26 protein-coding genes and 1 pseudogene are annotated in these 25,481 nt (G+C 36.5%); 7 read left to right on the top strand and 20 right to left on the bottom strand.

Annotation, left to right across the window (positions count from 1 at the left end; all coding sequences use genetic code 11):
- Window positions 1-12: 12 nt before the first annotated feature.
- The 14 genes and pseudogenes from accB to JCM9157_RS15875 form a co-directional block, all read right to left on the bottom strand.
- Window positions 13-510, bottom strand: a complete 498-nt coding sequence (gene accB, locus JCM9157_RS15945; RefSeq protein ID WP_035666249.1) for an acetyl-CoA carboxylase biotin carboxyl carrier protein — start codon at window positions 508-510, stop codon at window positions 13-15.
- Window positions 511-713: 203 nt separating this feature from the next.
- On the bottom strand, window positions 714-1,091 hold the full coding sequence (locus JCM9157_RS15940; RefSeq protein ID WP_035666248.1) for a hypothetical protein: 378 nt from the start codon (window positions 1,089-1,091) through the stop codon (window positions 714-716).
- Between the two features lie 197 nt (window positions 1,092-1,288).
- On the bottom strand, window positions 1,289-1,897 hold the full coding sequence (locus JCM9157_RS15935) for a SpoIIIAH-like family protein (protein ID WP_035666247.1): 609 nt from the start codon (window positions 1,895-1,897) through the stop codon (window positions 1,289-1,291).
- Window positions 1,897-2,562: a stage III sporulation protein AG gene (spoIIIAG, locus tag JCM9157_RS15930; protein WP_035666245.1), complete on the bottom strand. Its 666-nt coding sequence runs from the start codon at window positions 2,560-2,562 to the stop codon at window positions 1,897-1,899. The genes JCM9157_RS15935 and spoIIIAG overlap by 1 nt, the downstream gene beginning before the upstream one ends.
- The gene (gene spoIIIAF / locus JCM9157_RS15925; protein ID WP_035666244.1) at window positions 2,513-3,226 is read right to left on the bottom strand and encodes a stage III sporulation protein AF; all 714 of its coding nucleotides are present in this window, start codon (window positions 3,224-3,226) and stop codon (window positions 2,513-2,515) included. The genes spoIIIAG and spoIIIAF overlap by 50 nt, the downstream gene beginning before the upstream one ends.
- A 310-nt stretch (window positions 3,227-3,536) precedes the next feature.
- Window positions 3,537-4,672: pseudogene (gene spoIIIAE / locus JCM9157_RS15915) on the bottom strand (stage III sporulation protein AE).
- A gap of 71 nt (window positions 4,673-4,743) precedes the next feature.
- Window positions 4,744-5,133, bottom strand: coding sequence for a stage III sporulation protein AD (spoIIIAD, locus tag JCM9157_RS15910; RefSeq protein ID WP_081734211.1), 390 nt, complete (start codon window positions 5,131-5,133; stop codon window positions 4,744-4,746).
- 14 nt (window positions 5,134-5,147) lie between these two features.
- Window positions 5,148-5,354 (bottom strand): stage III sporulation protein AC, encoded by a 207-nt coding sequence (spoIIIAC, locus tag JCM9157_RS15905; protein ID WP_034630453.1) that lies wholly within the window; start codon window positions 5,352-5,354, stop codon window positions 5,148-5,150.
- 22 nt (window positions 5,355-5,376) lie between these two features.
- Entirely contained in the window at window positions 5,377-5,889 is a 513-nt protein-coding gene (spoIIIAB, locus tag JCM9157_RS15900; RefSeq protein ID WP_035666240.1) for a stage III sporulation protein SpoIIIAB, read from the bottom strand.
- On the bottom strand, window positions 5,886-6,818 hold the full coding sequence (spoIIIAA, locus tag JCM9157_RS15895) for a stage III sporulation protein AA (RefSeq protein ID WP_035666239.1): 933 nt from the start codon (window positions 6,816-6,818) through the stop codon (window positions 5,886-5,888). The genes spoIIIAB and spoIIIAA overlap by 4 nt, the downstream gene beginning before the upstream one ends.
- A gap of 15 nt (window positions 6,819-6,833) precedes the next feature.
- Complete coding sequence (locus JCM9157_RS15890) at window positions 6,834-7,115, bottom strand: YqhV family protein (RefSeq protein WP_035666237.1); 282 nt, start codon at window positions 7,113-7,115, stop codon at window positions 6,834-6,836.
- A 368-nt stretch (window positions 7,116-7,483) separates the two neighbouring features.
- On the bottom strand, window positions 7,484-8,041 hold the full coding sequence (gene efp / locus JCM9157_RS15885; protein ID WP_035666235.1) for an elongation factor P: 558 nt from the start codon (window positions 8,039-8,041) through the stop codon (window positions 7,484-7,486).
- A gap of 94 nt (window positions 8,042-8,135) precedes the next feature.
- Entirely contained in the window at window positions 8,136-9,206 is a 1,071-nt protein-coding gene (locus JCM9157_RS15880; protein ID WP_035666234.1) for a M24 family metallopeptidase, read from the bottom strand.
- Window positions 9,207-9,319: 113 nt separating this feature from the next.
- On the bottom strand, window positions 9,320-9,787 hold the full coding sequence (locus tag JCM9157_RS15875) for a YqhR family membrane protein (protein WP_268870955.1): 468 nt from the start codon (window positions 9,785-9,787) through the stop codon (window positions 9,320-9,322).
- Between the two features lie 327 nt (window positions 9,788-10,114).
- Here JCM9157_RS15875 and JCM9157_RS15870 point away from each other — a divergent pair, with 327 nt between their 5' ends.
- Entirely contained in the window at window positions 10,115-10,525 is a 411-nt protein-coding gene (locus JCM9157_RS15870) for an SA1362 family protein (protein ID WP_052013193.1), read from the top strand.
- Window positions 10,526-10,542: 17 nt separating this feature from the next.
- Here the strand turns inward: JCM9157_RS15870 and JCM9157_RS15865 are convergent, their stop codons facing one another.
- The 4 genes from JCM9157_RS15865 to JCM9157_RS15850 form a co-directional block, all read right to left on the bottom strand.
- Window positions 10,543-11,439 (bottom strand): patatin-like phospholipase family protein, encoded by an 897-nt coding sequence (locus tag JCM9157_RS15865; RefSeq protein WP_035666232.1) that lies wholly within the window; start codon window positions 11,437-11,439, stop codon window positions 10,543-10,545.
- A 97-nt stretch (window positions 11,440-11,536) separates the two neighbouring features.
- Complete coding sequence (gene mntR / locus JCM9157_RS15860) at window positions 11,537-11,959, bottom strand: transcriptional regulator MntR (RefSeq protein ID WP_035666230.1); 423 nt, start codon at window positions 11,957-11,959, stop codon at window positions 11,537-11,539.
- Window positions 11,960-12,114: 155 nt separating this feature from the next.
- Window positions 12,115-13,140, bottom strand: a complete 1,026-nt coding sequence (splB, locus tag JCM9157_RS15855; RefSeq protein WP_035666229.1) for a spore photoproduct lyase — start codon at window positions 13,138-13,140, stop codon at window positions 12,115-12,117.
- A 111-nt stretch (window positions 13,141-13,251) separates the two neighbouring features.
- Window positions 13,252-15,813 carry a vitamin B12-dependent ribonucleotide reductase gene (locus JCM9157_RS15850; RefSeq protein ID WP_035666228.1) on the bottom strand — a complete coding sequence of 854 codons (2,562 nt, stop codon included), beginning with the start codon at window positions 15,811-15,813 and terminating at the stop codon, window positions 13,252-13,254.
- Between the two features lie 434 nt (window positions 15,814-16,247).
- On the opposite strand from JCM9157_RS15850, the gene dat reads away from it, so the two are divergent.
- The gene (gene dat, locus JCM9157_RS15845) at window positions 16,248-17,084 is read left to right on the top strand and encodes a D-amino-acid transaminase (protein ID WP_035666227.1); all 837 of its coding nucleotides are present in this window, start codon (window positions 16,248-16,250) and stop codon (window positions 17,082-17,084) included.
- Between the two features lie 64 nt (window positions 17,085-17,148).
- Here the strand turns inward: dat and JCM9157_RS15840 are convergent, their stop codons facing one another.
- Window positions 17,149-17,982, bottom strand: a complete 834-nt coding sequence (locus JCM9157_RS15840) for a lipoate--protein ligase family protein (protein WP_035666226.1) — start codon at window positions 17,980-17,982, stop codon at window positions 17,149-17,151.
- Window positions 17,983-18,140: 158 nt separating this feature from the next.
- Here JCM9157_RS15840 and JCM9157_RS15835 point away from each other — a divergent pair, with 158 nt between their 5' ends.
- From JCM9157_RS15835 to JCM9157_RS15815, 5 genes are all read left to right on the top strand, one after another.
- Window positions 18,141-18,515, top strand: a complete 375-nt coding sequence (locus JCM9157_RS15835; RefSeq protein WP_035666225.1) for a rhodanese-like domain-containing protein — start codon at window positions 18,141-18,143, stop codon at window positions 18,513-18,515.
- A gap of 297 nt (window positions 18,516-18,812) precedes the next feature.
- Complete coding sequence (locus JCM9157_RS15830; protein WP_035666223.1) at window positions 18,813-19,343, top strand: helix-turn-helix domain-containing protein; 531 nt, start codon at window positions 18,813-18,815, stop codon at window positions 19,341-19,343.
- A gap of 70 nt (window positions 19,344-19,413) precedes the next feature.
- A complete protein-coding gene (locus tag JCM9157_RS15825; protein WP_052013192.1) occupies window positions 19,414-20,745 on the top strand; it encodes a tyrosine-type recombinase/integrase in 1,332 nt (443 codons plus the stop codon).
- Window positions 20,746-20,918: 173 nt separating this feature from the next.
- Entirely contained in the window at window positions 20,919-22,832 is a 1,914-nt protein-coding gene (locus tag JCM9157_RS15820; protein WP_158318629.1) for a site-specific integrase, read from the top strand.
- Window positions 22,798-23,238 carry a hypothetical protein gene (locus JCM9157_RS15815; RefSeq protein ID WP_148296898.1) on the top strand — a complete coding sequence of 147 codons (441 nt, stop codon included), beginning with the start codon at window positions 22,798-22,800 and terminating at the stop codon, window positions 23,236-23,238. Before JCM9157_RS15820 ends, JCM9157_RS15815 begins: the two co-directional genes overlap by 35 nt.
- 1,155 nt (window positions 23,239-24,393) lie before the next feature.
- Here JCM9157_RS15815 and JCM9157_RS15800 read toward each other — a convergent pair.
- A complete protein-coding gene (locus JCM9157_RS15800; RefSeq protein WP_035666213.1) occupies window positions 24,394-25,272 on the bottom strand; it encodes a hypothetical protein in 879 nt (292 codons plus the stop codon).
- Window positions 25,273-25,481: the final 209 nt, after the last annotated feature.

Genomic DNA, 25,481 nt, shown 5'->3' with positions numbered 1-25,481 from the left:
ATCTCTCCTATACTAGACAAGCTCTACTACAAATAATGGTTGTCCATATTCAACAAGTTCACCGTTCTCAGCAAGAACTTCAACAATTGTTCCTTTAACTTCTGCTTCGATCTCATTCATTAGTTTCATTGCTTCAACTATACACACAACAGATTCTGTTGAAACTTTAGCGCCTGTTTTTACGTATGGATCTGCATCAGGTGATGGGGCTGCATAAAAAGTTCCTACCATTGGTGATGTTATTGTATGTAAATTTGAATTACTTGTACTTGATGCTTGCTCAACTTCTACAGCTGCTGGAGCTACTGCTTTTTCTTCTCTTGGAATAGCCACTGGAGCGGGCACAGGTGCTGCCTCTCTTGTCACCTCAACTACCTTTTCCACTGAAGGTGCAGGTGCAACTTGCTTTTTCAAAACAAGTTTAGTCCCATCTTGTTCAAACTTTAATTCATCAATACTTGATGCGTCTAATGCTTTAATTAATTCTTTCAACTCTTGTACTTTTAACATATTTCTTTACACTCCCTCATTCTCCCCTAAGCATAGAATATGACTAAGGTCTAATAAATTGTTGTTTTACGTTATTATAACATAATGATTTCGACAAAGAGGACATGATCCCTTCTTTGTTCATCACGAAAAATAAAAGGCTGACTCTATTAGAAATCCGTTTGACATCGTAACGGTAAGATCTTGAAGTCAGCCTTCCATTATTATTCTTCTGAAGAAGCAGGAGCAGCAGTTACGTCCTCAACTTCTGTTTTTACTAGTGCTTCTTTTTTATATTGTCTGAAAACAGGAAATTCAGATAGGTTGTCTGGAATCTTACCGTTTTCTAATAGAATAATTTTCACAATATCTTTGTTACGTGCCATATGAAATTTATCGCCATACTCGTTTTCCTTCGTATAGCGCTTCAAGCTTTGATAATCTTCTTCTTGAATTGAAACTTTATATGTACCTTGATCGTCATCTTCTAGTTGCTGTTCGAAACCAATTTCAAATTCTACTATTTGAATGTTGTCATTTTTTATATTGCGCGTTTGTTCTAGAACCGCTTTTGCACCTTCTGTTAAATCATTCCATTCCATTTTTATCGCTCCTCATCATTTGTTACTTTGCGTATTATATCATAGTCAAATCATGAGTTGCATCCTTTTGGAAGAATTCCTTTTTTCAGAAGTTTTGCCGCAGAATTTGGTCAAAATAATTATAAAGTACTTACTAACAAAGCTTGACTCACCGTTATTAAAATATAAAGCCGCCTGTTTTGGCGGCTTTATCTTATTTATTTCGTTGCTTGGTGTGCAACAGTAACTTCAGAATTTGCTCCTAAATGCGTGTGTGTTAAGTTTAAAATTTCAGTTGCCTGTGCAGCTGTTAACTCATCTGTTTGAACAATAACACGTACTTTATTATCTTCTGCTAAAACTAGGGCATCTGAGAATCCTTTAGCTACAATTAATGTTTCAAGTTGTGATTCTTTTTGAGCTAAACGTTGTAATTCCATGCTTCTTTCATGAGCCTCTACTTTTTCTTCAGCTGATGCGTCAGCAGATGCTCTGATATTTGTAAATTCTTCAGCCATTCTATCTCTTGATGCTTGCAGTTCCATGCGAATTGTTGTAAAAGCTTCATTCGTAGAAATAGCAGAAATCATTCCGTCTGTTTCATCAGCTTCGTCAAACTCTTCAGAGATGTTCACAACTACTTCATTCGCATCCCCTTCCAGTAGTTCTTCGATATTAATATCTGATTCTTGTTGTTCTTCACCCTCGTCAACAAAAGCAATCTCATCTCCACCAGGCACGGTTGGAGAAGTAACGTAATACACTGACAAGACAATAATTAAACTCAACATTGTTAATAACCAAACTGTTTGTTTTTTCAATACCATTATAAATCCTCCTTAGTTTTCTTCGGCATAACCGAAACTCTATGTGTTGGTACATCAAGTCCACGACTTACTGCTTCAATCACCCAACTTTTTACTTGAGCGTTCTCTACCCCTTTAGCAACTACTAGTACTCCCCGGATAGTTGGTTTCTCCGTTTGTACTAGAATCGGAACTTCTTTATCGCCATTTCGGGTAATCACAATTTGCTCATCACGAGAGAGGTCTTCTACTTTTCTAGTTCCACCTTCTCGGTCGGTTTCATCCGTATTTTGCTGCTTTTCGTTTACATTTCGTTCATAGACATTTCGCTCAGTCTCGGCTAGGTTAACCATAACTGACACGTCTGAAATACCTACCATTTGCTCTAGTATCTCTTTCAACTGATTTTCATAGCGCATTTCATAGTCTTGCATTGAGTTAGGTTCTACGGATGAACTTCGTTTAAATACTGGCTCATCGTCTTCCTGTTCTTCATTAAAGACGGGTAAGGATTGTTCTTCATCTCCTGCTGGATTGGTCAGAAGGTTGCCCGTAATCATGAGCGCAAGACCTACACATCCAAGAAGCAAAATATAGTGGAGCGGCAATTTCTTTTTTTTGCCACCACCTGACTTCTTAAATAAATTCTGTAGCCATTGTTGATCCTTCTGTTCGTCGCGATTCATTCTGCTCTTTTCCCCCTTCCCAAGCTAGTAAAATCTTTTCTTTCGGGATGTACCAATTTTCTGAGAGAAATTGTTGAACTTGTTTCAGGTCGCTACTCGTTTCATCAATCTCATCGTCCATCGTTAATGGCTTGGAAGTATCAATATGAACAACTTGGACTGATGAAATCTCGTTTGACCTTTCTTGTTCAACAGGTAATGCTTCTGATGATTGAACGTGAACATGAATGGCTTTAATGGCATCCAATGCTTGATCTTCTATTAGAAGTTGTTCAAATTCTTCATCAGGTTCAATAGCAACATGCTTGATTTTCAGCTGATGCTGATCCACCAATGCTTCTGCCACTTGTCTCTCCAGTTGGACAGCCACCTGTTCTAAATGATATGCACGTTGTCCCAACTCTATTTCTCTTTTTTGCAAATTTATTTGATCATTTATTGTTTTTTCTGTTTGCTCAGTTTGATTTGCTACAGAAAAGAGCCATGCATCAACGTCTTCAGTAAAAATCGTTAATAGTGGTTGTAGCATTACAACTAGTAAAAGTAGCCCAACAACCATCTTGACGTATCTTTGCATATTAGAGTTAGGCAACATTAACTCAAGAATTGTCGCTAGTAGAATTAAAAGAATGATATTTGTTAGCCATTCTGTTAAAAAGCCCATTTGGTATTTACTCCTTTCTTAAGGGAAGTAGTTATAGTGTTGAACATGCTGGCAATGGCTTCTCTCGCTGCTCGTCTCTTTGAGAAGTTCGCTCAAAGAGACTTAAGATCTTGCAGCGGTTGGAGCCCTTGCTTTTGGTTGGGGTGTTTCAGGTTTCCTTCGGCCCTACTCTGTGCGAACATGCTGGCAATGGCTTCTCTCGCTGCTCGTCTCTTTGAGAAGTTCGCTCAAAGAGACTTAAGATCTTGCAGCGGTTTCGCTCATTGCATAGATTTTGCTAAAAAAGGAAGTTCGTCTTTTTTAGCAAAATCTATCGCATCATGATTGACAAGTTTCCGGCGGCTACCATGATGGTTATAGCTAGGAAGAACATTAAGCAGACAACTGCCATGGCTGCGAAAACGAAGATGACGCTTTGCCAATGATAGAAAGGCATTCGATGATCGGCCCTCCTCCTAATGGTTGAAGTACAGCAGCTGATAAATTAAAAATAATAGCTAACGATAGTACCTTTAGTGCCGGAAAAGCACAAAGCATTAGAAGTATCCCAAGACCAGCTATTCCAATCGTATTTTTCAATAGTACTGATGCTGATAAAACTGTATCTGCAGCATCAGTGAACATTCGTCCAATTACAGGGACTAGATTCCCTGCAATGAATTTAGCTGTTCTGACCGTAATTCCATCAGACACCGCTGTCGCTGCCCCTTGAACAGAAATAACACCAAGAAACACTGTAAGAAAAACCCCTAATGTACCGACAGCAATATTTCTAAGAAAATTAGCTAGTTTTGTCACTTTATAGTGATCAGTTAGAGTCGATACAATACTTAGTACAGCTGATAAGAACAACAGTGGCAAGACTACATGTTGGATAAGTAATCCACTTGTATTCACTAAGAAGATAATTAATGGGTGGAAAAGTGCCGCGGATGTGATATTCCCAATCGCAGCCATCATGGCAAGCAATAAAGGCAAAAGGGCAATCATAAAATGAATCATGCTATTTATAGCATCTGAAGCATATGTAATAGCTACATGAAAGCTATTTAAAGCGATGATCATCAACACCATATAAGTGATTGCATAAGCAACTTTACTAACGGTATGTTGTTCAAATGCATTCTGCAATGACTGTAAAATCATACAAAAAACAGTTAATAAAATAAGTGAACCTAGTAATTTCCCGTTTACAAGTAGTTCATGTAGAAAGAATCGTAGAAGCCCAACTCCCCATTCCTTAATGGAAAATTGCTTCTCACCTCGGACAAATTCCATAAATGTTCCTTTTTGACTTTCGGGTAAAAAGCCACCGTACTCAGTGGAAATCTCCTCCCAGTAAGCCCTGACCTCGTCTAGTTGAAGTTGTTCCATTTGTCTTTCAACGAAGCCCTGCTCGTCCAACGGTTCAGTTTCAGCTAAGCTGATAGGTGTAAACATAAGCATGACGGAAGCTACGATCAGTATTTGGACGATGAACCGTATCATTACGCTTGTCCCTCCCTTTTTCTCTCTCCTTATGACGGCAAAAGAGCGAGAACCATTTCAATTACGGCTGTTAAGATTGGTATTGCCATGACCAAGATCAGGATTTTTCCGGCAAGTTCTATTTTTGATGCAATAGCGGCTTGTCCGGCATCTTTAGCAATTTGAGCTCCAAACTCTGCTATATAAGCAATTCCGATTATCTTTAGAATGGTCTGTAAATACATCATGTTCATATTGGCTTGTTCAGCTATTCCCTCAAGCATTTGAATAACTTTAGCAATTTCATCTATTAAAAATAGAAAAATTAAAATTCCTACAAATACAGTTAACATAAAAGCAAATAGCGGCTTTTGTTCTTTGACGACCAAGGCTAGGAAGGTTGCGATGAGCCCTAACCCGACAATTTGTATAATATCAATCGCAACTCACCCCTTTACCCTTGAAAAAGGAAGACCCCTTTTATTTTCTGGAAAAGATCATCAACGATTGTCGCAACCATATATAAGACGACCACAAAACCAATTAATGTAACCCAATGTGCCCAGTCTTCCTTCCCCATTTGTTTCAAGACTGTATGAATCATTGCTACAACTATTCCAATCCCTGCTATTTGAAAAATGGTGTTAACATCGTACACCACGACCTCTCCTCCTCCTACTTGCCTACAGCATTAAAATGACAATTAGCAAACCTGTAAGAAAACCTAAACTCTTTATCATGCGCTCATAGCGATGCTGACGATCTTTCGCTTCACTTTCTTCACGTTCTAGATGTGAGAGTGTTAATTTAATTTGCTTTTGTTGCTGCTCTCGATCATGTTGACCTAACGTTGATCCAAATTGCATCATGACTTCTCGTTCACTTTCAAGCATCGAGGTTAAATGCCATGTTTCCTTCAAGCTTTCCTCCCAAGCTTCAAACGCGGTTTCTTGTTTATGAATTAAACGATCAGCAAAGTGTTCAAAAAAGTAAGAAATTGGTTTTGGCATTTGTTTAGCAATATGATCACTTGCTTCAGCTAATGGAGTTAGACCATACATAATTTCAGCTTCTAATGATTGGATCGCGACCTTCAATTGTCTTAGTTGTCTTGGTCGTTCACTTAATCTCTTGGCCAATTCAAAACCAATCCAGGTCGTAACAAGAATAATGATTACCGCGCCAATTAGTTTCACTTCGCAATCACCACGTCTCTCCTTTGTTGATTTCGAATTCTTCTAATTACTCCAGCTCGACTTGTTCTTGTTAATTCAACACAACGTTCGAATGCCTCTATATCAAGTAATGATTTAAGAGCAGGACGCTTTTCTATGTCTTCTACAGAGTAACCATGAGCTGTTGTCATCACCTTTACACCTGCATGAAGAGCTTCTTGAACAGCAATTACGTCCTCTTCTCTCCCGATTTCATCGACGATAATCACATCAGGGCTCATTGAACGGATGAGCATCATCATTCCTTCAGCCTTCGGACAACCATCTAGTACATCAACTCTTGGGCCGAGTTCAAGTTGAGGAATTCCTTTCATACATGCAGCTATTTCTGATCTCTCATCAACGATTCCTACTTTCAATGGTGCAATATTTTTGCTTGGCATACCTTGACTGATTAACCTCGCTACGTCACGTAACATGGTTGTTTTACCAGTTTGTGGAGGCCCAATAAAAAGGGTGTTTAACCATTTTCGATCATATAATTGCGAGATGAGGCTTTCGGCCACACCAATTGTTTGCCTAGCAATTCGGATATTAAATGAACTAATATCTCTTAACGTCTTAACTTGTCCTCGGTCTAGAACAACTTTACCAGCTAATCCTACTCGGTGACCTCCTTTAACCGTGATAAATCCACGTCGTAACTCTTCTTCAAAGGCATACATCGAGTATTGGCTTAATTGGTTAAGTAAAAATTTTGCTTCTTCTGCCTGGACTATATAGTGACGTTGATTAACATGTGGATAATAAGGTGTTCCTCCTGCTATGATTTCAAGAGGTCGACCAACACGTAGGCGGATTTCTTCGGTTTTTTCTAGAATAATTGGTTCTATTTTTTTAATAACGATTTTTATGGTTTCTGGTAAGATCGCTGCGACATCTTGTAACATGTTAACCTACCCTCCTTATTTCCTAATTCCGACAAGAATTAATACTACGCCAGCCCCTATGAAAACAAATTTAGAAAGAGAAAGTTTATCAGACATTCCAACTAAACCAATGGCCACGGATGTGATAAAAATAGTTGGTCCAACAATTGCCAGAACTGCATTTAAGGCAACTGCTTTTTCAATGCTGTTAAACTTCAAGATCAATCCCGCTACTGTTAGCTCAATTAACCCTGATATCACCCTCAAACCAACCATAACAAGTAATGCCATTTCTATCGTGTAGAACCACGTCTTCATACTTCCACCTCAACTCAAAGATCACTTTGTACAACCTATGAAGCGACAGTCATATTCAGAACTAAAAAAGACGAGCTTTTTGTGGGGGTCTGACCCCCACCGCTTTAAAGCCTAAAAGTAAGAGCCCAGAAAAAGGCTCATTATACCTTTTTCTGCTCTTACACCATGAACGCATCCTATTAATTGCGTCGCATTAAATTGGATGGTTCCCTTCATTCCATAGTGACAGCAAAGTTGTATTCCATTCCTTTTTTCTGAAGCTTGCTAACGAACTCCAACACTTTAACACTTCTCCTCGTTACCGTGTTGGGGGTCAGACCCCCAACAAAAAAAGCAAGTTGGTTTTTAGAAACCAACTTGCTTTTATGCTATGCACGTGATACGTACGCACTGTTACGTGTATCAATAATTAAAACATCACCTTGGTTAACAAAGAATGGCACTTGTACAGTTAAGCCTGTTTCTAATGTAGCTGGCTTTGTGCCGCCTGATGCCGTATCTCCTTTAATACCTGGTTCTGTTTCAGTCACTTCTAGCTCAACTGTATTAGGTACTTCAACTCCTAAAGTCTCGCCTTGGAACGTCATGATTTGTACAACCATATTTTCTTTTAAGAATTTCAGTTCATGAGCAATTTGCTCAGAAGTTAATTCAATTTGCTCATAAGACTCGTTGTCCATGAAAGTGTGCATCCCACCACTTTCATATAGGTAAGCCATACGACGATTTTCGATATGAGCTTTTGATACTTTTTCACCAGCACGGAATGTTTTCTCTTGAACAGATCCAGTACGTAAGTTACGTAATTTAGAACGAACAAAAGCTGCTCCTTTACCTGGCTTTACATGTTGGAATTCCATTACTTGCCATAATCCGTTATCCACTTCAATCGTTAATCCTGTTTTAAAATCATTTACTGAGATCATTCATTATTCCTCCATCTTTACATCCAAAACTTGGACATTCAGTCACAACCATTACTATACCACAGCTTTGAAAAACTTTCTCCACAAAATTACCTTACTCCCCAACAATTAATAGTTCTTTTGTTGAATGTGTAAAAGTTTTATTACCTTCTGGTGTGATTAGCGTGTCATCTTCAATTCTCGTACCACCAACACCAGCTATATAAATACCAGGCTCTACTGTAACAACCATTCCCGGCGCCAAAACAGTATTTGATTTCATAGATAACCCAGGTCCTTCATGAACTTCCATTCCTAAACCGTGACCTGTTGAATGCCCGAAATATTCGCCATACCCTTTTTCCGTAATATAATCACGAGTTAGAGCATCTGCTTGTTTTCCGGTGATGCCAGGTCTAATTCCTTTCATACCTAGAAGTTGAGCCTCAAGAACAGTGTTATAAATAGTTTTCAATTCGCTACTTACTTCACCGACAGCTATCGTTCTTGTAATATCTGAACAATAGCCCTTTAAGTATGCTCCAAAATCTAATGTAACTAATTCACCTTTTTCAATCACTTTCTCACTTGCCACACCATGTGGAAGAGCAGACCTATAACCAGATGCTACAATAATATCAAATGATGAACTAGTCGCTCCTTGCTTTCTCATGAAGAATTCAAGTTCATTTGAAACCGCTAGTTCAGTAACTCCAGGTTTAATGAAAGTAAGGATGTGCGTAAATGCAGCATCTGCGATGTCAGCCGCATCCTGAATCATCTTAATCTCTTGTGTGTCCTTAATTAATCGCAAATCCTCTACTAAACCTGAGATAGGGACTAAAGAAGCAGTTTCAATAGCCTTTGCATATGTTTGGTGTGCTTCGTATGTAAGATGTGATTGCTCAAACCCTAATTGCTTTAACCCTAGTTTTGCAACTTGTTTAGCTACTTCTTCAAAAATGGGACCAGTATGTTGAACAATTTCGAAGCCTGTTGCTTGTTCCTTCGCTTGCTCAACATAACGGAAATCTGTAATAAATATAGCTTTTTGCTCTGAAATAATCGCTACTCCTGCTGTTCCAGTAAAATTCGTCAAATACTGTCTGTTATACGTACTCGTTACAAGTAGTCCATCAATCTCATGATCTCTTAATTTTGATCTTAATTTCTCAATACGACTCATTCTTAGGCCACTCCCTTTTGTTATTGTTGCCAGACAACAACACCCTTTAATATCCTAGATTTGTTTAGGATTGCTACATAGTTTATTGTAGCATAAAGTTTAATAGGAGAAGCCTATACATTCCTTTGTTGCTCTGCATATTCATAAGAAATTGAATACCCGATAAATGTTCCGTATAAAACATATAAACAAATTGATGTAATAATCGTATTCAAATCAAGATTTTGCACTGACTTTAAACCAGGAAAAATGGGATTTAAAACATAAAATACAATTAACCATAATCCTAACCCAAAGCCAACACCAGCCCAGATTTTATTGATCTTTTGGAGCACAAGTCGGTATAAGAAGGCAACGCCTATCGAAAGTACAGATATAACCCCTATCCCTACTAACTGACCTAAATACGTGTCTTTCCAATCTCCTAGAGCAAATGGCATTAATGCTAACGCAGGGCCTACACGAATAAAATGAAAATAAAAAGTGAAGTAGCCTATAAACGACCAAATTAAGCCACCAAACAACCCGATCAAAGCAACTTTCATTGGATAGGACATTTGTTGTTCTTGTCTTTTTTCCAAACTTACCACCTCCAATTCTAGTATGTCCGTTTATAATCATGAAAATCACAAAAATAATCCTTGTCTAGCTAGAATGAAACATTGGTTAATTGGGTATAATAATAAAAAAATGTTTTTATAACTTATTTCACTCCACGTTTACAATAGAGGATTTTATAAAATTCATGTAGAATTATTATAGGTAGATAGGCTATTATCATTAAGGTTAAATCTAAGTTTCCATACGGTGGGCAAGCTGTCCTTTAAAGTGTGATTAAGCTAACTATTAGATGCAACTCAATAAATGATCCTAATTCCTATTCCATCAATATTTTGGAGGTGCAGACGATGCGTTCAATCATGAAGTACATCGTTCCTGGTGTTTTAGTTTTGGCATTCATTGGCCTCGGTTACGAGCTTATTTTTAACCCTTTAGGTTTTTTAACAAGAATATTGATGATAGTAGGATTTGTTGCCTTATTCTTCTTAATCTATCGTTGGTTTATGTCTAGGAGATATGGAACCCCTTTGTTTCCATCTCAAAGTGGTCCAAGTCGAGCACAACTCCAGAAAGCGAAAAGAACGAGCACACAGCGTCACACTTCAGCTTCACCAACTACCGTTCTTCGCCCTAATAAAAAAATAACGACTGTACCTAAGAAGAGGCCCGTCAGAGTCGTGAAAAAACGTCGTGAGAACCATAATTTAACCGTCATTGAAGGCAAAAAAAATAAAAAGAAGAATCGAGCGTTTTTTTAAACACTCGATTCTTCTTTTTAATAACTCCAATTCTTGAGAAAATGAGTAGTCTCCTCTTTCCCTAAAACAATTAGATTTTCCTTTTGCTCCTCAGATAACTCAAAGTCCGTGGCCTTAACATCCAAAACCGGTATAAAGACCACATTCTTCGCATCGTCTGTGTCTACGTATTTTATATCATGGGCAGAGCTCATCGTTTCAAACAAAGCCCGGTATAAAGTAACAGCATTTTTAATTTTTTTAGGGGGCATTTGGCTCAATTCAGGTTTCAATTGAAAACCAATCACAGGGCGCTTCCACCTTTTCATTTTGCCATCCATAAACAGCCATAAAGGAAAATTACTTAATAATCCTCCATCGACAACATAAGAAGCTTTTCCTCCACTTCCACGATCATAGATTTTAACTGGTTCAAAGAAAAAGGGTATACTACAACTCATTCGAATTGCTCTTGCTACTGGAAATCTATCTGGGATTACTCCATATTGCTCTAAATCATCTGGCAAGACTAATAATTTTCCTTTTGATAAATCAGAAGCAATGATACGCAACGATCCGTGTGGCAAATCGCCGAACGTTTTTACTCCTTTTGCTTCAAGTACTTTTTTCAACCACTCCTCTAAAGCATTCCCTTTATATAAGCCTAGTCGATAATACATATGAATCCATTTTGCGATCGTAAACGGGACAACAGACATTCTCTCATCTTTAAAAGATTCTATATCTAATTCATCAAGTAATCTAAAAATTTCAGCACTTGTATATCCAACTTTTATTAAAGCTGCAACAATAGCACCAGCACTTGTTCCTCCTAAACGGTCAAATTGATAGCCCCTCTCTTCCATAACCTGAAGGGCTCCAACAAAGGCAAAAGCTTTAACTCCTCCGCCTGCAAACACACCATCGACAATCATATGATCACCTCCCACTTACACCATATGATATAAATTAGGTGGTACGACCTTATTAATTTAACAAAAATAAAAAACACTCGCTTATAAGCGAATGTTTTTAATCTTCTTCGTTTTGTTTTTGAATCTCACGAAGAGCATCAATTCTTTCTTGTTGTTCCTGGAAATATTGAACAAGATCTCCAATTCGATCTATAGCATCCCAACTAAGATGATGTTCAATTCCTTCCACATCCTGATACACATGAGAATCATCGACCCCAATAAGGCGCATAAAGTCTTCTAATAATTCATGACGATAGACTAAGCGTTTGCCAATTTTTTTCCCCTTTGCGGTAAGGACTAGTCCACGGTACCGTTCATATATTAAATATTCACTTTTATCAAGTTTTTGTACCATTTTTGTTACTGATGAAGGGTGGACTTCTAATGCCTCTGCGATATCGGATACTCTGGCGTAGCCCTTCTCCTCAATCAACATATAAATTCGCTCTAAATAATCTTCCATACTAGGTGTTGGCATAGTGTCCCCTCCAATTTTTAGCCGTTATACAGCTACCACCACTCAAAATAACAGTTGTGTTAATATATTCTACTATTAAATAAAAAGTTACTAAAATTAAGCAACAATTCTATTTTACAACAGAATACAGTGAGAGGACAATCATGAAGATCGTTTTATGTGAAGTATTCTAACTTTGCTTCTGGGAAGAAACGATCAATATAAGTTTGAATAGTCTCTTTTAAGTCATCAGCTTGTTCGTTTTTATAAACATATTTCCCTCTTCCATAACGACCCCATTTATATTTTCTTTCTTCTTCATTCATCTCAAGTTTAGACTTTGGATATCTTTTTTGGATAATATTTTTCGCCGTTTTCGTAAAGCGATGTTGAATTAACTCAAACGTCAAGTCTTTTTTCGCATAATGAGGCAAAATTGCTTCTAGTCGTTCAAAAAGATCATAATATCCCTCTTTCCACTTATCATGTAAAATAAGCGGTGCAACGATAAAGCCTAGTGGGTAATCTGCTTTTGCCACTTTTCCTGCCGCTTCAATTCTTTCTAAGAATGAGGACGTTCCTGGTTCAAATTGCTTAATTACATGATCAGAGTTTACACTAAAACGAAAACGTGTATTGCCGTTATGTTTCGCATCAAGCAAATGATCAACGTGATGATACTTCGTTACAAAACGAAGTCGTCCTAAATCGGTTTGACCCATATATTCAATTGTTTTTTTTAATGAATGGGTTAAGTGGTCAAGACCGACTACATCTGAAGTACAAGCTGCTTCAAATCGAGTAATGTCTGGACTTCTTTCTTTCATATACTTGTCAGCTGAATCAAAAATTTCTTCTAAATTAACATAAGTACGGATATAAGGCTTGTTTCCTAATGTTGTTTGTAAATAACAATAATGGCAATGCCCCATACATCCAGTCGCAAGAGGTATTGCATATTCCGCCGATGGTTTAGACGTATCAAATTTCAATGTTTTTCTTACTCCAATCACCAACGTTGATTTTGCATTGCGATATTGTTGGAGTTCATTATCGCCAGGAATATTTCTAACCTGGTTATGAGAAGTTGTTTCTCTAATTTCCACGCCTTCTTTTTCAAATTTATCTTTTAGCTCACGTCCTAACGGGTATTCAAGTGCGCCCGGTTCAATATAGATCAATTGTGGTTTAAATGGTTTCAACTTTAAGCACCTCTCTTTTTTTTTAGCTTGCGCACATCCTTAAAAATAAGCCAGCCATAAAATAGAAAAAAAAAGCTGAGGGGATATTTTCCCTTCAGCTTCTTTGTAAAATTATAAACCACACTTTAACTGAGCTCCACAACTTGTACACGTATTGCAGCCGCCTAGGTCTTCTACTTTACCTTCACGACAAACAGGACATGTGTTTCCAACCTCAGAACCAATTGTTACATTAGTTGATCTAAGATCAGATATCGTATCAATTAACACAATTTTTTGCTCTGACGTAGGGTTTGAATCTGTTAATTCCTCATCAAAACGATTTTCTTCTGCTTTAAGAGATAATACTTGCGCGTCACGGCTTCCATCAACATAGACCGTACCACCTTTTGCTCCACCGGCATATAAGCGCTCATATAGAGCTTGAACTTGTTCAACCGTATAACCACGAGGTGCGTTTACCGTTTTAGATAATGAGCTATCTACCCAACGTTGGATAATACATTGCACATCGGCATGGGCTTCTGGCGAAAGTTCCATTGTAGAAATAAACCATTCAGGTAGCTCGTTTCCGTCCACATGTGGATTTTCATCCAAGTACTCTTGGACAATCTCGGCTTTTACTTCAATGAACTTCCCTAAACGTCCACTACGGAAATATGAGAATGAGAAATATGGCTCAAGTCCAGTCGATACCCCAACCATTGTTCCTGTACTACCAGTAGGAGCAACCGTTAATAGGTGCGAATTACGAATTCCATATTGTAAAATTCCTTCTCTTATATCTTCTGGCATTTGCTTCATATAACCCGTGTTAATAAAAGCATGTCTAAGCTCTTGCGTCTCTTCTTCTGTTTGGCCAATAAGAAATGGAAAACTTCCTTTTTCTTTTGCTAAATCTATACTTGTTCGATAAGCAGTAGTCGCAATTGTCTCAAATACTTGATCAACAAGCTGATTACCTTCTTTTGATCCATAAACGGATTCACAATAAATGAGTAAATCATGTAGACCCATTACGCCTAGGCCAACACGGCGCTCACCTTTTGCTTGCTTTGTATTCTCTTCTAAGAAGTATGGTGTTGCATCAATGACATTGTCTTGCATACGCACGCCAACTTCAACAGTCTTCTTCAGTTTATCGAAATCAATTTGCTTCGTTTCTTTGTCTGCCATTTCAGCAAGGTTAATAGCCGCAAGATTACAAACCGAGAATGGTGCTAATGGCTGTTCCCCACATGGATTTGTGGCAACAACACTTTGTCCATACGCCTTGGCATTTGTTTTATCATTTGCATTATCTATAAAGAAAATTCCAGGCTCTGCACTATAGGTAGCGCAAATGTTAATCAAGTTCCAAAGTTCCTTTGCTTTAATAATGCGATACGTTCTTACAGAATGACCTTGCTTCTGCCATTCACGAACATCACCTACTTCGTGCCATTTAGCATTGTACTCAGCCATTTCCATTTCATTGTAGTTTTCAACATCCGGGAATCGGAGAGCATACTCCTCGTCATTCTCAACGGCTTCCATGAATTCTTTCGTTAAACAAACCGAAATGTTTGCACCTGTTAAGAATTCCGAGTTATTAACGGAGTATGTTCCTCCTACTTGGAGCTTTTCTTCTGCTTCTCGGATAACTTTTGCATCGAAGCCACCTTGTCCAGGAATCGTTCTATAGTTAAGAATTCCTTGGTACATAGATTCTTCAACTGCATTCATAGGTGTGAATGACAGCTTGTCCTTTACTAGCTTCTGGATTTGCTCATCATTTGTATTTTCTAACAAAAACCTAAGGATTCGTGGATTTTGCATTTTTGAAATGATAAATTCTAGAATATCAGGATGCCAATCAGCAAGCATGATCATCTGCGCTCCACGTCTAGAACCACCTTGTTCAACAAGATGAGTTAATTTAGCAATATCATCAAGCCATGAAACCGATCCAGAAGATTTTCCGTTTACTCCTCTAGCTAAAGTGTTACGTGGTCTTAGCGTAGAACCATTCGTCCCTACTCCACCACCACGGCTCATGATCTCCATTACTTGTTTACGGTGTTCGGATATACCTTCTCTTGAATCTTTTACATAAGGCATCACATAGCAATTGAAGTATGTAACGTCCGTTTCAGCACCTGCACCATAAAGAACACGTCCTGCTGGTATAAAATTCATCGAAACTAATTGCTCGTAAAATTGTTCGAATGCCTCTTGTCTTTTTTCAACTGTTGTTTCAACAGAAGCGAGTCCTGTAGCATTTCTTTTTGCAATTTGTTCATAAAAAAGCTCGAGTGGCTTTTCAATCGTGTCTAATGAACGAGTTACAATTCCACTTTCTGCTTCTTCCCCTTCTAATACTCCTCTAAATTCTTCATCAACAAGAACTTTCGCTGAATTATGATCGCGATTAAGTTCAATAACGAATCCGTAACCACGTGCCGGGAACTTAGGATCATCTTTCACCGTTAAAACGACAAAGTCACCAGTCTTTAATGTTTTCTTTTCCGTATCCTTGAATGTGTATCTATCTAGCATTACTAATCTAGATACTCCCTTTTTCTGAATGTGCATCTCACTCGTAATCGGGTGCACTTGTGGGAACTGTTCAATATCCTTATTTAATCGATCCACATCTAGCGTAATACATTTGACATCGTCATCGCCATTCATTTTTCCTCCTCTAAAATCACATGGTTATCTATACTAGTAATCTAGTTGCTAATTTATAATGGTTGTCCATGCACTTATGATTGTCTTGCGTAATCTTACCACAACCATCAGGACAGATTCAATATATTGTGCTCACTTTTATTTAAAATACACCATATATAGTAGAGTGAAACAATTTAAGTTTTTTTGTCAACTTTGAAATGGATAAGAAAAGAAAGAATAAATGAGTTTAATAGCAGATTATCCGCTTTTTTTCGACATTTTGAACCAATTTGTCTCTTGCAAGAATAATAAATTGTTCTATCCCTTACCACCATTCACATCCGTACATAGTACATAACAGTTGACAAAATAATTTCAGGATTTTCTTTCTGAATATGATATTCTAGAACCATACTTTTACTGTGACATATAAATTGCTGGAGGAATTAAAAATGGAATATGTAATTTTAGACCAACAATTAATCCCAAAGTCAGAGGCATCTATTAACTTTGATGATCGAGGCTATTATTTTGGAGATGGAATCTATGAGGTTGTCAAGATTTATAATGGTCAACCTTTTGCGATGGAGATGCACCTAGATCGTTTTCGTTCAAGTTCTGAAAAACTAGATATCGCGTTTCCAATGTCTAATGAACAATTATCTGAACTATTAATGTCCTTACTACAAAAAAATTCGATTGATAACGGCCTTATCTACTTTCAAATTACACGAGGTGTAGAACCAAGAAATCACTTGTATACGAGACAATCTGCTCCAGTGTTAACGGCTTTTACGCAAGCGACTAAAGATGTAGCAACTCCACAAGAAAAAGGTCTAACAGTATGGCTTACAGATGATATTCGTTGGCTACGCTGTGATATCAAGACCATCAACTTATTAGGGAATGTATTAGTTAAACGTGAGGCTGCGGACCATCATTGTCATGAAGCGATCCTGAACCGAGATGGAATCATGACAGAAGGCTCTTCCTCAAACTTATTTTTAGTAAAAGACAATGTGTTGTATACACACCCAGCAACCAACCTTATCTTAAACGGAATTACAAGACAGTTGGTTATTAAGTTAGCTAAAGAAAATAACTATTCTGTAGTAGAAGAACCGTTCCCAGTTGAAGTACTTGAACATGCAGATGAAGCTTTTATTACAAGTTCATCCGTTGAGATCGCCCCTATCACTGCTGTTAAAGGGCAACTAACAACCGTTTTCGACATCGGACCTGTGACTTTACACCTACAGAAGAAGTTCGCAGAGATTTTACCAAAATAAATTTAATTTGAAACTTAGTAAAAAGGTGAGACAAAGGGGATAATAACCTTTTGTCTCACCTTTTTTATTTTCTGAAATTCCACTCGGGATTTTCATAGCGATCTCTTACAATTGCTTGAACTAATCTTTCTTCCTCATCCGAAAGTGTATAGGGTTCTAAGTCTATATTTAATCCTTTTTCAAACCCTCTTTTAAAAGCTACTTTAGCTTCCCCCATAGATAATGGCTCATCTCTTAAGGCATTAATTGCCACCGCTTTATTTTTGAAGTTCTGTTGCATGCGTTGTCTGACTCGATCACTAGAGTACTTGAACAAATCAAAAAGTTTATCCTCGTCTATATCTAATATAATCGAACCATGCTGCAAAATTACTCCTTTTTGTCTCGTCTGAGCACTTCCAGCCACTTTTCTACCTTCGACGACAAGTTCGTACCAGGACGGTGCATCAAAGCAAACGGCAGATCTAGGATTTTTAAGTACACTTTTTTCTTCATCTGTTCGCGGAATTGAAAAATAAGCATCTAAACCCACATCTTTAAATCCTTCTAATATTCCTTGTGAGATCACTCGATAAGCTTCCGTTACGGTTGCTGGCATTTCAGGATGATTTTCAGAAACAATTACACTATATGTAAGTTCTTTATCATGTAAAACGCCACGTCCACCTGTAGGCCTTCTTACAAAACCCAAACCATATTCTTTCACTTTGTCTAAATTAATTTCTTTCTCTACCTTCTGAAAATAACCAATTGATAGAGTAGCTGGATTCCAACCATAAAAGCGAATAGTTGGTGGGATAAGCCCTTTACTATGCCAATCTAATAACGCTTCATCTAGAGCCATATTATAAGCAGGACTACAATCGCCTGAATCAATAAATCGCCAAGTTTCCTTCATTTGACACCGCTTCTTTCCATACTGTTATCCTAGTCATTTTAACAAACAAGCCACACTTAGCCAAGTATACTGCATAGGAACAGTTATTGCGTATTTGGGACAGGACTATTATAATAAAGACTGATGGTCGAATGTAAAGGAGTGTAGAGATTAAACATATGGTATACTTATGGCTTATCTTACTTGGTTTTGTAGCTTATACAGTATTTAAACGCTTTTATACCCCTAAGTATCTAAAGACGTTGTCACAAGATGACTTTATTAAAGGGTATCGTAAAGCTCAATTAATTGATGTTCGTGAACCACGTGAATACGATGGTGGTCACATATTAGGCGCTCGCAACATTCCCATGTCCCAAATGCGACAACGTATGAATGAAGTGAGAAATGATCAACCTGTTTACTTATACTGCCAATCAGGCGCTCGTAGTAGACAAGCGGCTCAGTTTCTTAAAAAGAAGCGTGGCGCCCAGGATCTTTCACACCTACAAGGTGGATTTAAAAAATGGACTGGTAAAATTAAAAGAAAATAAAGCTACTAAGATCTCCTAGTAGCTTTACGGGAGCCTAAGGTATCAGTAAACATTATTCCTATTTTATCTTTCTAAGACAGTGACATCACTGATATAGAATATGATGTTGAACATTATATTGATAATTTGGTACATCACTTATATAAAAGTGGTGTACTTTTTTTATTTTAAGACACTTTAATGACCACATTTACCACAACATAACTAAACTGGAAAATTATTATTTACAGCTACAATGATGTTGTTATAAAATAAGAACAAGTATTCCACGAACAAACATTCCTGTAGGTGATGAAAATGAAAGAATACACAGTAAGAGAAGTCGCTTCTCTTTTCGGTAAACATGAAGAAACAGTCAAACGTTGGATACGAGCAGGAAAGTTTCCTAATGCATACCGCAATAGTCACAAGGAAGGCTGGCGAATAATTGAAAGCGATTTAACCGATGTTTCTATGCCAAAAATTGTTGTAAAAGCAGAGGACAAACCGCAAATAAGTGATGAATCACATGAAGAGGCTGAAGAAGAATTAGTTAAGTTGGCGTATGAAGCTGTGACATTAACTTCACCAACTGAACAAATGGTTAACATTTTAGCTTATGTTGGAATAAAAAGAACGTTGGAGATATTGTTAATCATGCAACAATCCCCTAATAAAGTAAAAAACCCCGAAGGGTTTATAAGAAAAGCTATTTCAAAAGGCTGGTCTCCTACATCCCTTCCTCAGAGAATTGATTCTAAAAAAGCCTCTTTTGAGAGAGGTAGGAACAGGTCGGAAAATTCAAATCAGGAAGCTCCAAGTTTTAGTTGGTTAGAAAAACCTTTTTAGCGAGGTAGATAAAATGGTGAGTAGTTATTTTTATAAGAACCGCCCTAAAATGAATAAGGGGAAATATGAAGTGCTTATATTCGATTTAGAATATAAACCGTTCCCTCCTCTTATCATATTTTACGATGACCAAAACAGTAGATTAGCTGAGAGTACACTAAGAAGCTATTTAAATGCCCTTCTTCCTTTTTTTACATGGCTAGATAGATACAGCAACTATCAAGGGAAACGCGTTAAATGGGACGGTGAATCGGATGTTGTAAGACACGCTGTTGATACTTATTTAAGGGATGAATTGAATTGCAGTGTTGTGATCAAGGATAATTACTCAACGGTTGAGAAATCAGCAAATAGCCCTTCTTCATACCATCAATTCATATCAGCTGCAAATACATTTTATAAAACTATGATTCGCAAAAAAATCTATCCCTACAAAACTAATCCATTGATTGACATACACGCTAGTTTAGGTGAAGACCTAAAACAAACTGGGGAGCGAGAAGGGAAACCTAGAATGCCAGCAGTTGCAGGAACTGAAGAACCTATTCATGAATCACACCGTAGGTGGACTGATTCTTATTTTAAAATTACAAACGAAGATTGGATTCCTGTTGTTATTGCAGATAGAGACCTACCCTATCAAGTTTACAAAGCTGGAGATAAGGTTCGTTGGAACTTGCGGGAGAAAGTGATTGCAAGATTACTTTTTGAGACAGGAGCAAGGGCTTCAGAAATCATTACGATGACCATAGGTGCTTATCGACAAAGAAGAGATAAATTAGAAGCGCAAGTTATAGATAAAGGGAGTCAAAAGGTTCGAAGAAAGTTTATTAGATTTACAGATGACACTCTCATTCTATTAAAACGATATGTAAATACCGAACGTAAAGGAATAGACCCTCTCGGTCTTACATTTGACCAACTTCCTGATTCGGCACCAATATTTATCACACAAAGAAATACTCCACTTACACACAACTCTTGGTATCGACACTGGAATAAAGCCATGAAACGAGAAGGTTTAAGTCTTAACCCTCATAAGGCAAGGCATTGGTATGTGACAAATCGAATGAGATTGATTAAGGAAGCCGCTCAATCAGAGGGAGAACTAGCAAAGAAAATGGCTGAACTTGTTGTTTATATGGCGTGGAGAAGTGGAGAAGAGATGTTGAGCGTATATGAACATTTCTTCACCGAAGAAGAAGCTGTGAAGTCTATTGATGTATTTCAAAATAGTATGAAAAAGCAAGAACAGGAGTATCTAAAAGAACGAAGCTCTAGAAGAAAGAAACAAAAAAAGAAACAAGTTGAAACTGTCGAAATCCCTTCTACTATCGTGGACGATATACAGGAGGATCAAGATATAGCAGACTTGTTTGAGGAGTTGGAGAATTATAGATGATAACTACAACAGAATGGTATGAAAAATTGTCTGATGGGATTCCTGACGAACTCCTCCTTTTAAAAGACGAGAAGGGTCAATATTATTTAGACCGAGCCGATGAAAAAAGACATATCAACTACTTTGCTAGAAATATATTAACAACACCTTGGAGAAATCAACTAGCTTTTGGAATGATTATCTCTTTAGCTAAAAACAAGGATGTTGCAACGATAGAAACTTCATTATATCAATTAAATTCATTATTTAAAAATACTTTTGAAAGTTTTGGGTTAACATCGTTGGAAGATTTCATTCCTGATGAACACCTTATTAAATATACGAATGGAGAGTTTGCAACACACTCTATCAGATACCGTTCTGATTGTCTTAGTCAATATTTTGCTACACTGCATTCTCAAGAGCATTTTATTCGTTCTAAGTTTGACGAAACAACTAGACTTAACTTTGAAAAGCATCTGCTTCCTGAACCCTCTTTCAGATTGAAAGACCTTAGAATTAATAAAAAAGGGAGAGAAGAAAGCGAACGAACAAGAAAAGCCGAGACAGATGCAGTGGTTCATATGTTTTCCGAAATCAGAGGAGAAGCGCATCTACGATTTAACCAAGTAATACGGCTTAAACAAGCTTTTGATGATGCCGTTTCAAAAGTTCAAGAGGAAGGTGTTCCTCTCCCTTTAGATTTCAATTATGAGGAATCTGACGTAGTTGGAGAGTGTTGGTATTTCCGACTTTGGGATAAGGAATCTTTTGATATGACACATCCTGAAGCACTCACTCCAACGAATTCTAGACAAGTCCCATTTTTCCTAGAATTTATTAAAGCTGAAAAGATTGATACTTCTGATACCGTTGAACCCGAAGGATTATGGTTTTTAGAATTGGCTAAATTAGGTGTTTTAAAGCAGCTTCAAAAAAATACATCTCAGAAAAGATTAGATCGCGCTATGTCATTCTTTAAGGATTGGGGTTATATAGAGGAAGACGCTAAGGGGTCAGTTCATCCTTTTTTCTCTCAACATGCAGGTGTCCTAACACAGAACTCTTATATCTCTATAAATCAAGACATAGTGCAGGGTGTGTTAATTGATGTAGAACCAATTTATGTTGCTGTACACTTTGGTCTTCTCACCTTAGAAATGTGCACAACATCAGGTGTTCGTATAAATGAATTACTACAAATAAACTACACATCTGACTGTATGGTGAAAATAAAAAACGAAGGACCTCCGCCTACGATTAGGTACACTTTACGATTAGTTCCCAAAGGTCGAGACGAATTAGAAAATTTTTATGTGACAGAAGACATAATGAAAATTGTTTCATTGATAATTAAGATGTTGAAAGAACATTATAATGGCAATATTCCCAAAGTAGAATATGGCTCCTCTCGTAAACATTTGTTTAAGAATAAACCCTATATTTTTCAGTATAAAAATCGTGCTTTGAACAAAAGCGCAGTGGGTGCAATTTTAAAATTTTTATGTCATGGTATTGCTTTTGAAACACAGGAAGGAAAGAAAGTGTATTTAAAAACACACTTACTTCGTCACGCTTTCGCAACTCAAGCTGTTCAAGGAGAAGGATTACCTGTTGATATTGTAGCAATTTTATTGCATCAGAAAGATTATACTGTCACGAAATATTACAGTCGCCCCACAGCAACACAGGTGAGCGAATCATTAGAAGGACTGCATACTGCGTTTGCTGGAGATATAGATATTGCAGAAGTAGTCCTGCGGACTCCTATTGAATTAGAGGAACAATTAAAAGAGTACAAAGAAAATGTGGGTACTGTAAATAAAACATTAGGTGGGTTATGTACACTTGATAAAATTTGCCCTAAAAAAATGGCATGTTTGGGTTGTGCTGCAAAAGTACCTCAACCTGAAAATAAGAAAGAGCTGGAACGAGAATGGAAGTTCTATGATCAAAGGGAGAAATATTACAGGAAGCATGGTATAACCTTCGAAGCAAACAAATGTAAAGTTGCGAAACGTAATATAAAAAAAGAATTAAAAGAAATCGAATCCATAGAAAAGTACAGGGAGGATGAGAATTTTGCCCCAACCCTTCACTTTAGTTGATGATCAAAAAGACCACCCTCGGCTGGAAGAAAAGCATAATAAAAACTATCAACGCACTCTCCTCCTTGGAAAAGCAGCGATTGATAAACTACGGAAAGAAAATAAAGAAATAACCTATAAAAGCATCGCAGAAGAAACAAAAAATCTTGACTCAGAAAAGAAAGGTATTCATTCTAATTCGGTTAAAAGGAATGCAGATTTATACAATTACTATAAAAGCCACAGCAACACATATGCTAGAAAGAAAGCGTTAGAAGAACGTAAAAAATCTTATAAAATCAAATCAAAACCAAAAGGTTTTGAACATATTAAACCAGATAGAAATAAGGCTGATGTACGAAAAAAATTAAATAGGTTAACAAAAAAAGAGTTGATTGAACATATTATCGAAGCTGAAGATATATAGCTAAAAATAATGAGAGATGGCTTATTAAACAGTTTGAAAATATGGATTTTGAATTATAGTAACTACGTTTATTTTACCGATACATTTTATTCGTTGTTGTTGTAAAAAGAGGTCTTTAGTGGTCAGCATAAATTATAAAAAGGGATAGATTTCTATCCCTTTTGTTTAAACTTATAAATGTTCAACATCATATTAAGTTATACTTATAATCACACGAAAGTCATGGAATTACATAAAATATTGCATCTATACTTTTTTACTAATATTTTCTTTCCTTCTTGAACTAACGCACTCCTTTAGTTTAATAAGAATTAACTGAAACTAAAATATGAACATATACATTGCTATTAGGTAAATAACAATATAAAGCACTGCACAAACTCTAAAAAAAATTAAGAAACACCCTTTTTCTTTTCTTAAAACAGTTAAATATAAAATACTTCCGATAACCATAAAAATATATAACGGTGAAATAGCAAGTTGTGATAATTCATCAGGCATTTAACCAATTCTCCCTTATTTGAAGTATTCTGCTTTTATTCTGCTTTGTAAGTCAAAAGGCATTCCTGCCACTGTTGTAGAAACACACCTTTTGTTTAAGAATAAAGAGTGTATGAGTACAAATAATATTATTTATTCAAGTTGTTATGGTTTATAATCTTCTTGAAAATAAAATTGGTTTTGAGCTTATAGATGGAGGACAATGATGAATTTCCTTTTTGATATGTTTAAAGAGAAAAAAAGTTTTTATAAGTTAGTTATTTGGACTTTTATTATCTGTTCACTTACGTTAACAATTTACTATTTTTCTCCAAATATGCGAACACTTCAAGATTTTTATAAGTTTGGATTAACAGGACCTTATCGAATGTCAGCAAATATGGCGGCTTCCCTATTAATACTTTACATTGGAACTATTATTTTAACTGGACTTACATCACTAATTGCGTATAAAAAAGTTAAGGAAGCTAAAAAAAATGACTGTAATACTGATTATACTCGTTTTTTTATAGTATTTAGTGTTTTCATAAGTTTTACCTTACTAATATTCATATTGATAATAGTATAAGTTTCAAGAGGGGAACATGGTTGTGATAGGGGTCTAAGCATCCCTTGTTGAAGGAATACCCCCCGTTTGTTGAACAAAAATTAGAATTATTTTATTGTTTTTGCAATCCCTAACAGATAATCAATGTCACTTCCCATGAGAGAATAACTAAATTTATCGCTCTGCCACATTACCATAGCATTATTAATATCATCTGACGGATATTCTATATACACGGTTCGATTATCGATTGATGTTCTTTCCCAATCATTGTACTGGTAAGGCAAATTCTCTTTTTCAATAAACAAAAGAAAACCCCGCTCATCTTTATCATCATAACTAAAAAATTCCTTTTCAGTCTCTTTGTAATATAATGTAATTCGTTCTATTTTTCCGCCTCTTCTTTCTATATCCCCAAAATCCAAAGTAACATTTTCAGGCGGATTAGGTGTTTGAATTTCAAAAGGAACGTTTTCTTTAAGTACATTTAAATCATTAAATGTTTGAATAGGTTTTTCTATTGATACAGAAAAGAACAAGTAAATGACGAGGATATTTATCAGAACAAACACAAAGTAAATAACCCTGCTAAAACCTTTAGTCATAGAAGTTGAGAAACTAATCCAGCTATATAATAAATGCACATGAAAAAATAAAATAGCCCCATAAACACCTAGCAAATGAATATGAAGTATCTCTAAAGGAATATTTAATAAAATCATATAAAAAGAGCTACTTAAAATTCCAAGTAAAGAGAAAAGCAAAAGACTTTGAAAATAGTGAAGTTGTCTTTTGCTTTTCAACTTATTATATACTAACGCTGCTATTAGACCTGCGATAATAAAGGTGGGAAATACCAACTTTAAGAACGAAATAAACTCAGGGAAAAATTCAGATGAATTTAAATATGAAATTACAACACTAATACTAAAACAAAATAATAAAATTGTGGTTATTATGACATTAAACAAATTAATTAATTTCATTACTTACCACACCTCTGTACAATTTAGAAAAACTCTTATCGGTTTATCATGTATCTTATAGAAAGTCTTTATTCAATTAACCTGCCCAATAGTGGAATAAGCGTTTCTGCTTGTTCCAGAAACGCTCCCGATACTTTAATAAAGTATCTATACATTACTTATGAGATAGTTACAATACCCATCATATATAGCCCAGTAATAACTAAAAT

The sequence above is a fragment of the Halalkalibacter akibai JCM 9157 genome (assembly GCF_000513135.1).
In the GTDB taxonomy this organism is placed as follows: domain Bacteria; phylum Bacillota; class Bacilli; order Bacillales; family Bacillaceae_D; genus Halalkalibacter; species Halalkalibacter akibai.
This window is presented reverse-complemented; position numbering and strand designations above follow the sequence as displayed.

Excerpts from the sequence above, each read along its gene's own strand:
- accB (WP_035666249.1), bottom strand. The coding sequence starts at position 510 with ATGTTAAAAGTACAAGAGTTGAAAGAATTAATTAAAGCATTAGACGCA.
- JCM9157_RS15940 (WP_035666248.1), bottom strand. The coding sequence starts at position 1,091 with ATGGAATGGAATGATTTAACAGAAGGTGCAAAAGCGGTTCTAGAACAA.
- JCM9157_RS15935 (WP_035666247.1), bottom strand. The coding sequence starts at position 1,897 with ATGGTATTGAAAAAACAAACAGTTTGGTTATTAACAATGTTGAGTTTA.
- spoIIIAG (WP_035666245.1), bottom strand. The coding sequence starts at position 2,562 with ATGAATCGCGACGAACAGAAGGATCAACAATGGCTACAGAATTTATTT.
- spoIIIAF (WP_035666244.1), bottom strand. The coding sequence starts at position 3,226 with ATGGGCTTTTTAACAGAATGGCTAACAAATATCATTCTTTTAATTCTA.
- spoIIIAA (WP_035666239.1), bottom strand. The coding sequence starts at position 6,818 with ATGTTACAAGATGTCGCAGCGATCTTACCAGAAACCATAAAAATCGTT.
- JCM9157_RS15890 (WP_035666237.1), bottom strand. The coding sequence starts at position 7,115 with ATGAAGACGTGGTTCTACACGATAGAAATGGCATTACTTGTTATGGTT.
- efp (WP_035666235.1), bottom strand. The coding sequence starts at position 8,041 with ATGATCTCAGTAAATGATTTTAAAACAGGATTAACGATTGAAGTGGAT.
- JCM9157_RS15880 (WP_035666234.1), bottom strand. The coding sequence starts at position 9,206 with ATGAGTCGTATTGAGAAATTAAGATCAAAATTAAGAGATCATGAGATT.
- JCM9157_RS15870 (WP_052013193.1), top strand. The coding sequence starts at position 10,115 with ATGCGTTCAATCATGAAGTACATCGTTCCTGGTGTTTTAGTTTTGGCA.
- JCM9157_RS15865 (WP_035666232.1), bottom strand. The coding sequence starts at position 11,439 with ATGATTGTCGATGGTGTGTTTGCAGGCGGAGGAGTTAAAGCTTTTGCC.
- mntR (WP_035666230.1), bottom strand. The coding sequence starts at position 11,959 with ATGCCAACACCTAGTATGGAAGATTATTTAGAGCGAATTTATATGTTG.
- JCM9157_RS15850 (WP_035666228.1), bottom strand. The coding sequence starts at position 15,813 with ATGAATGGCGATGACGATGTCAAATGTATTACGCTAGATGTGGATCGA.
- dat (WP_035666227.1), top strand. The coding sequence starts at position 16,248 with ATGGAATATGTAATTTTAGACCAACAATTAATCCCAAAGTCAGAGGCA.
- JCM9157_RS15840 (WP_035666226.1), bottom strand. The coding sequence starts at position 17,982 with ATGAAGGAAACTTGGCGATTTATTGATTCAGGCGATTGTAGTCCTGCT.
- JCM9157_RS15835 (WP_035666225.1), top strand. The coding sequence starts at position 18,141 with ATGGTATACTTATGGCTTATCTTACTTGGTTTTGTAGCTTATACAGTA.
- JCM9157_RS15830 (WP_035666223.1), top strand. The coding sequence starts at position 18,813 with ATGAAAGAATACACAGTAAGAGAAGTCGCTTCTCTTTTCGGTAAACAT.
- JCM9157_RS15820 (WP_158318629.1), top strand. The coding sequence starts at position 20,919 with ATGATTATCTCTTTAGCTAAAAACAAGGATGTTGCAACGATAGAAACT.
- JCM9157_RS15815 (WP_148296898.1), top strand. The coding sequence starts at position 22,798 with ATGAGAATTTTGCCCCAACCCTTCACTTTAGTTGATGATCAAAAAGAC.
- JCM9157_RS15800 (WP_035666213.1), bottom strand. The coding sequence starts at position 25,272 with ATGAAATTAATTAATTTGTTTAATGTCATAATAACCACAATTTTATTA.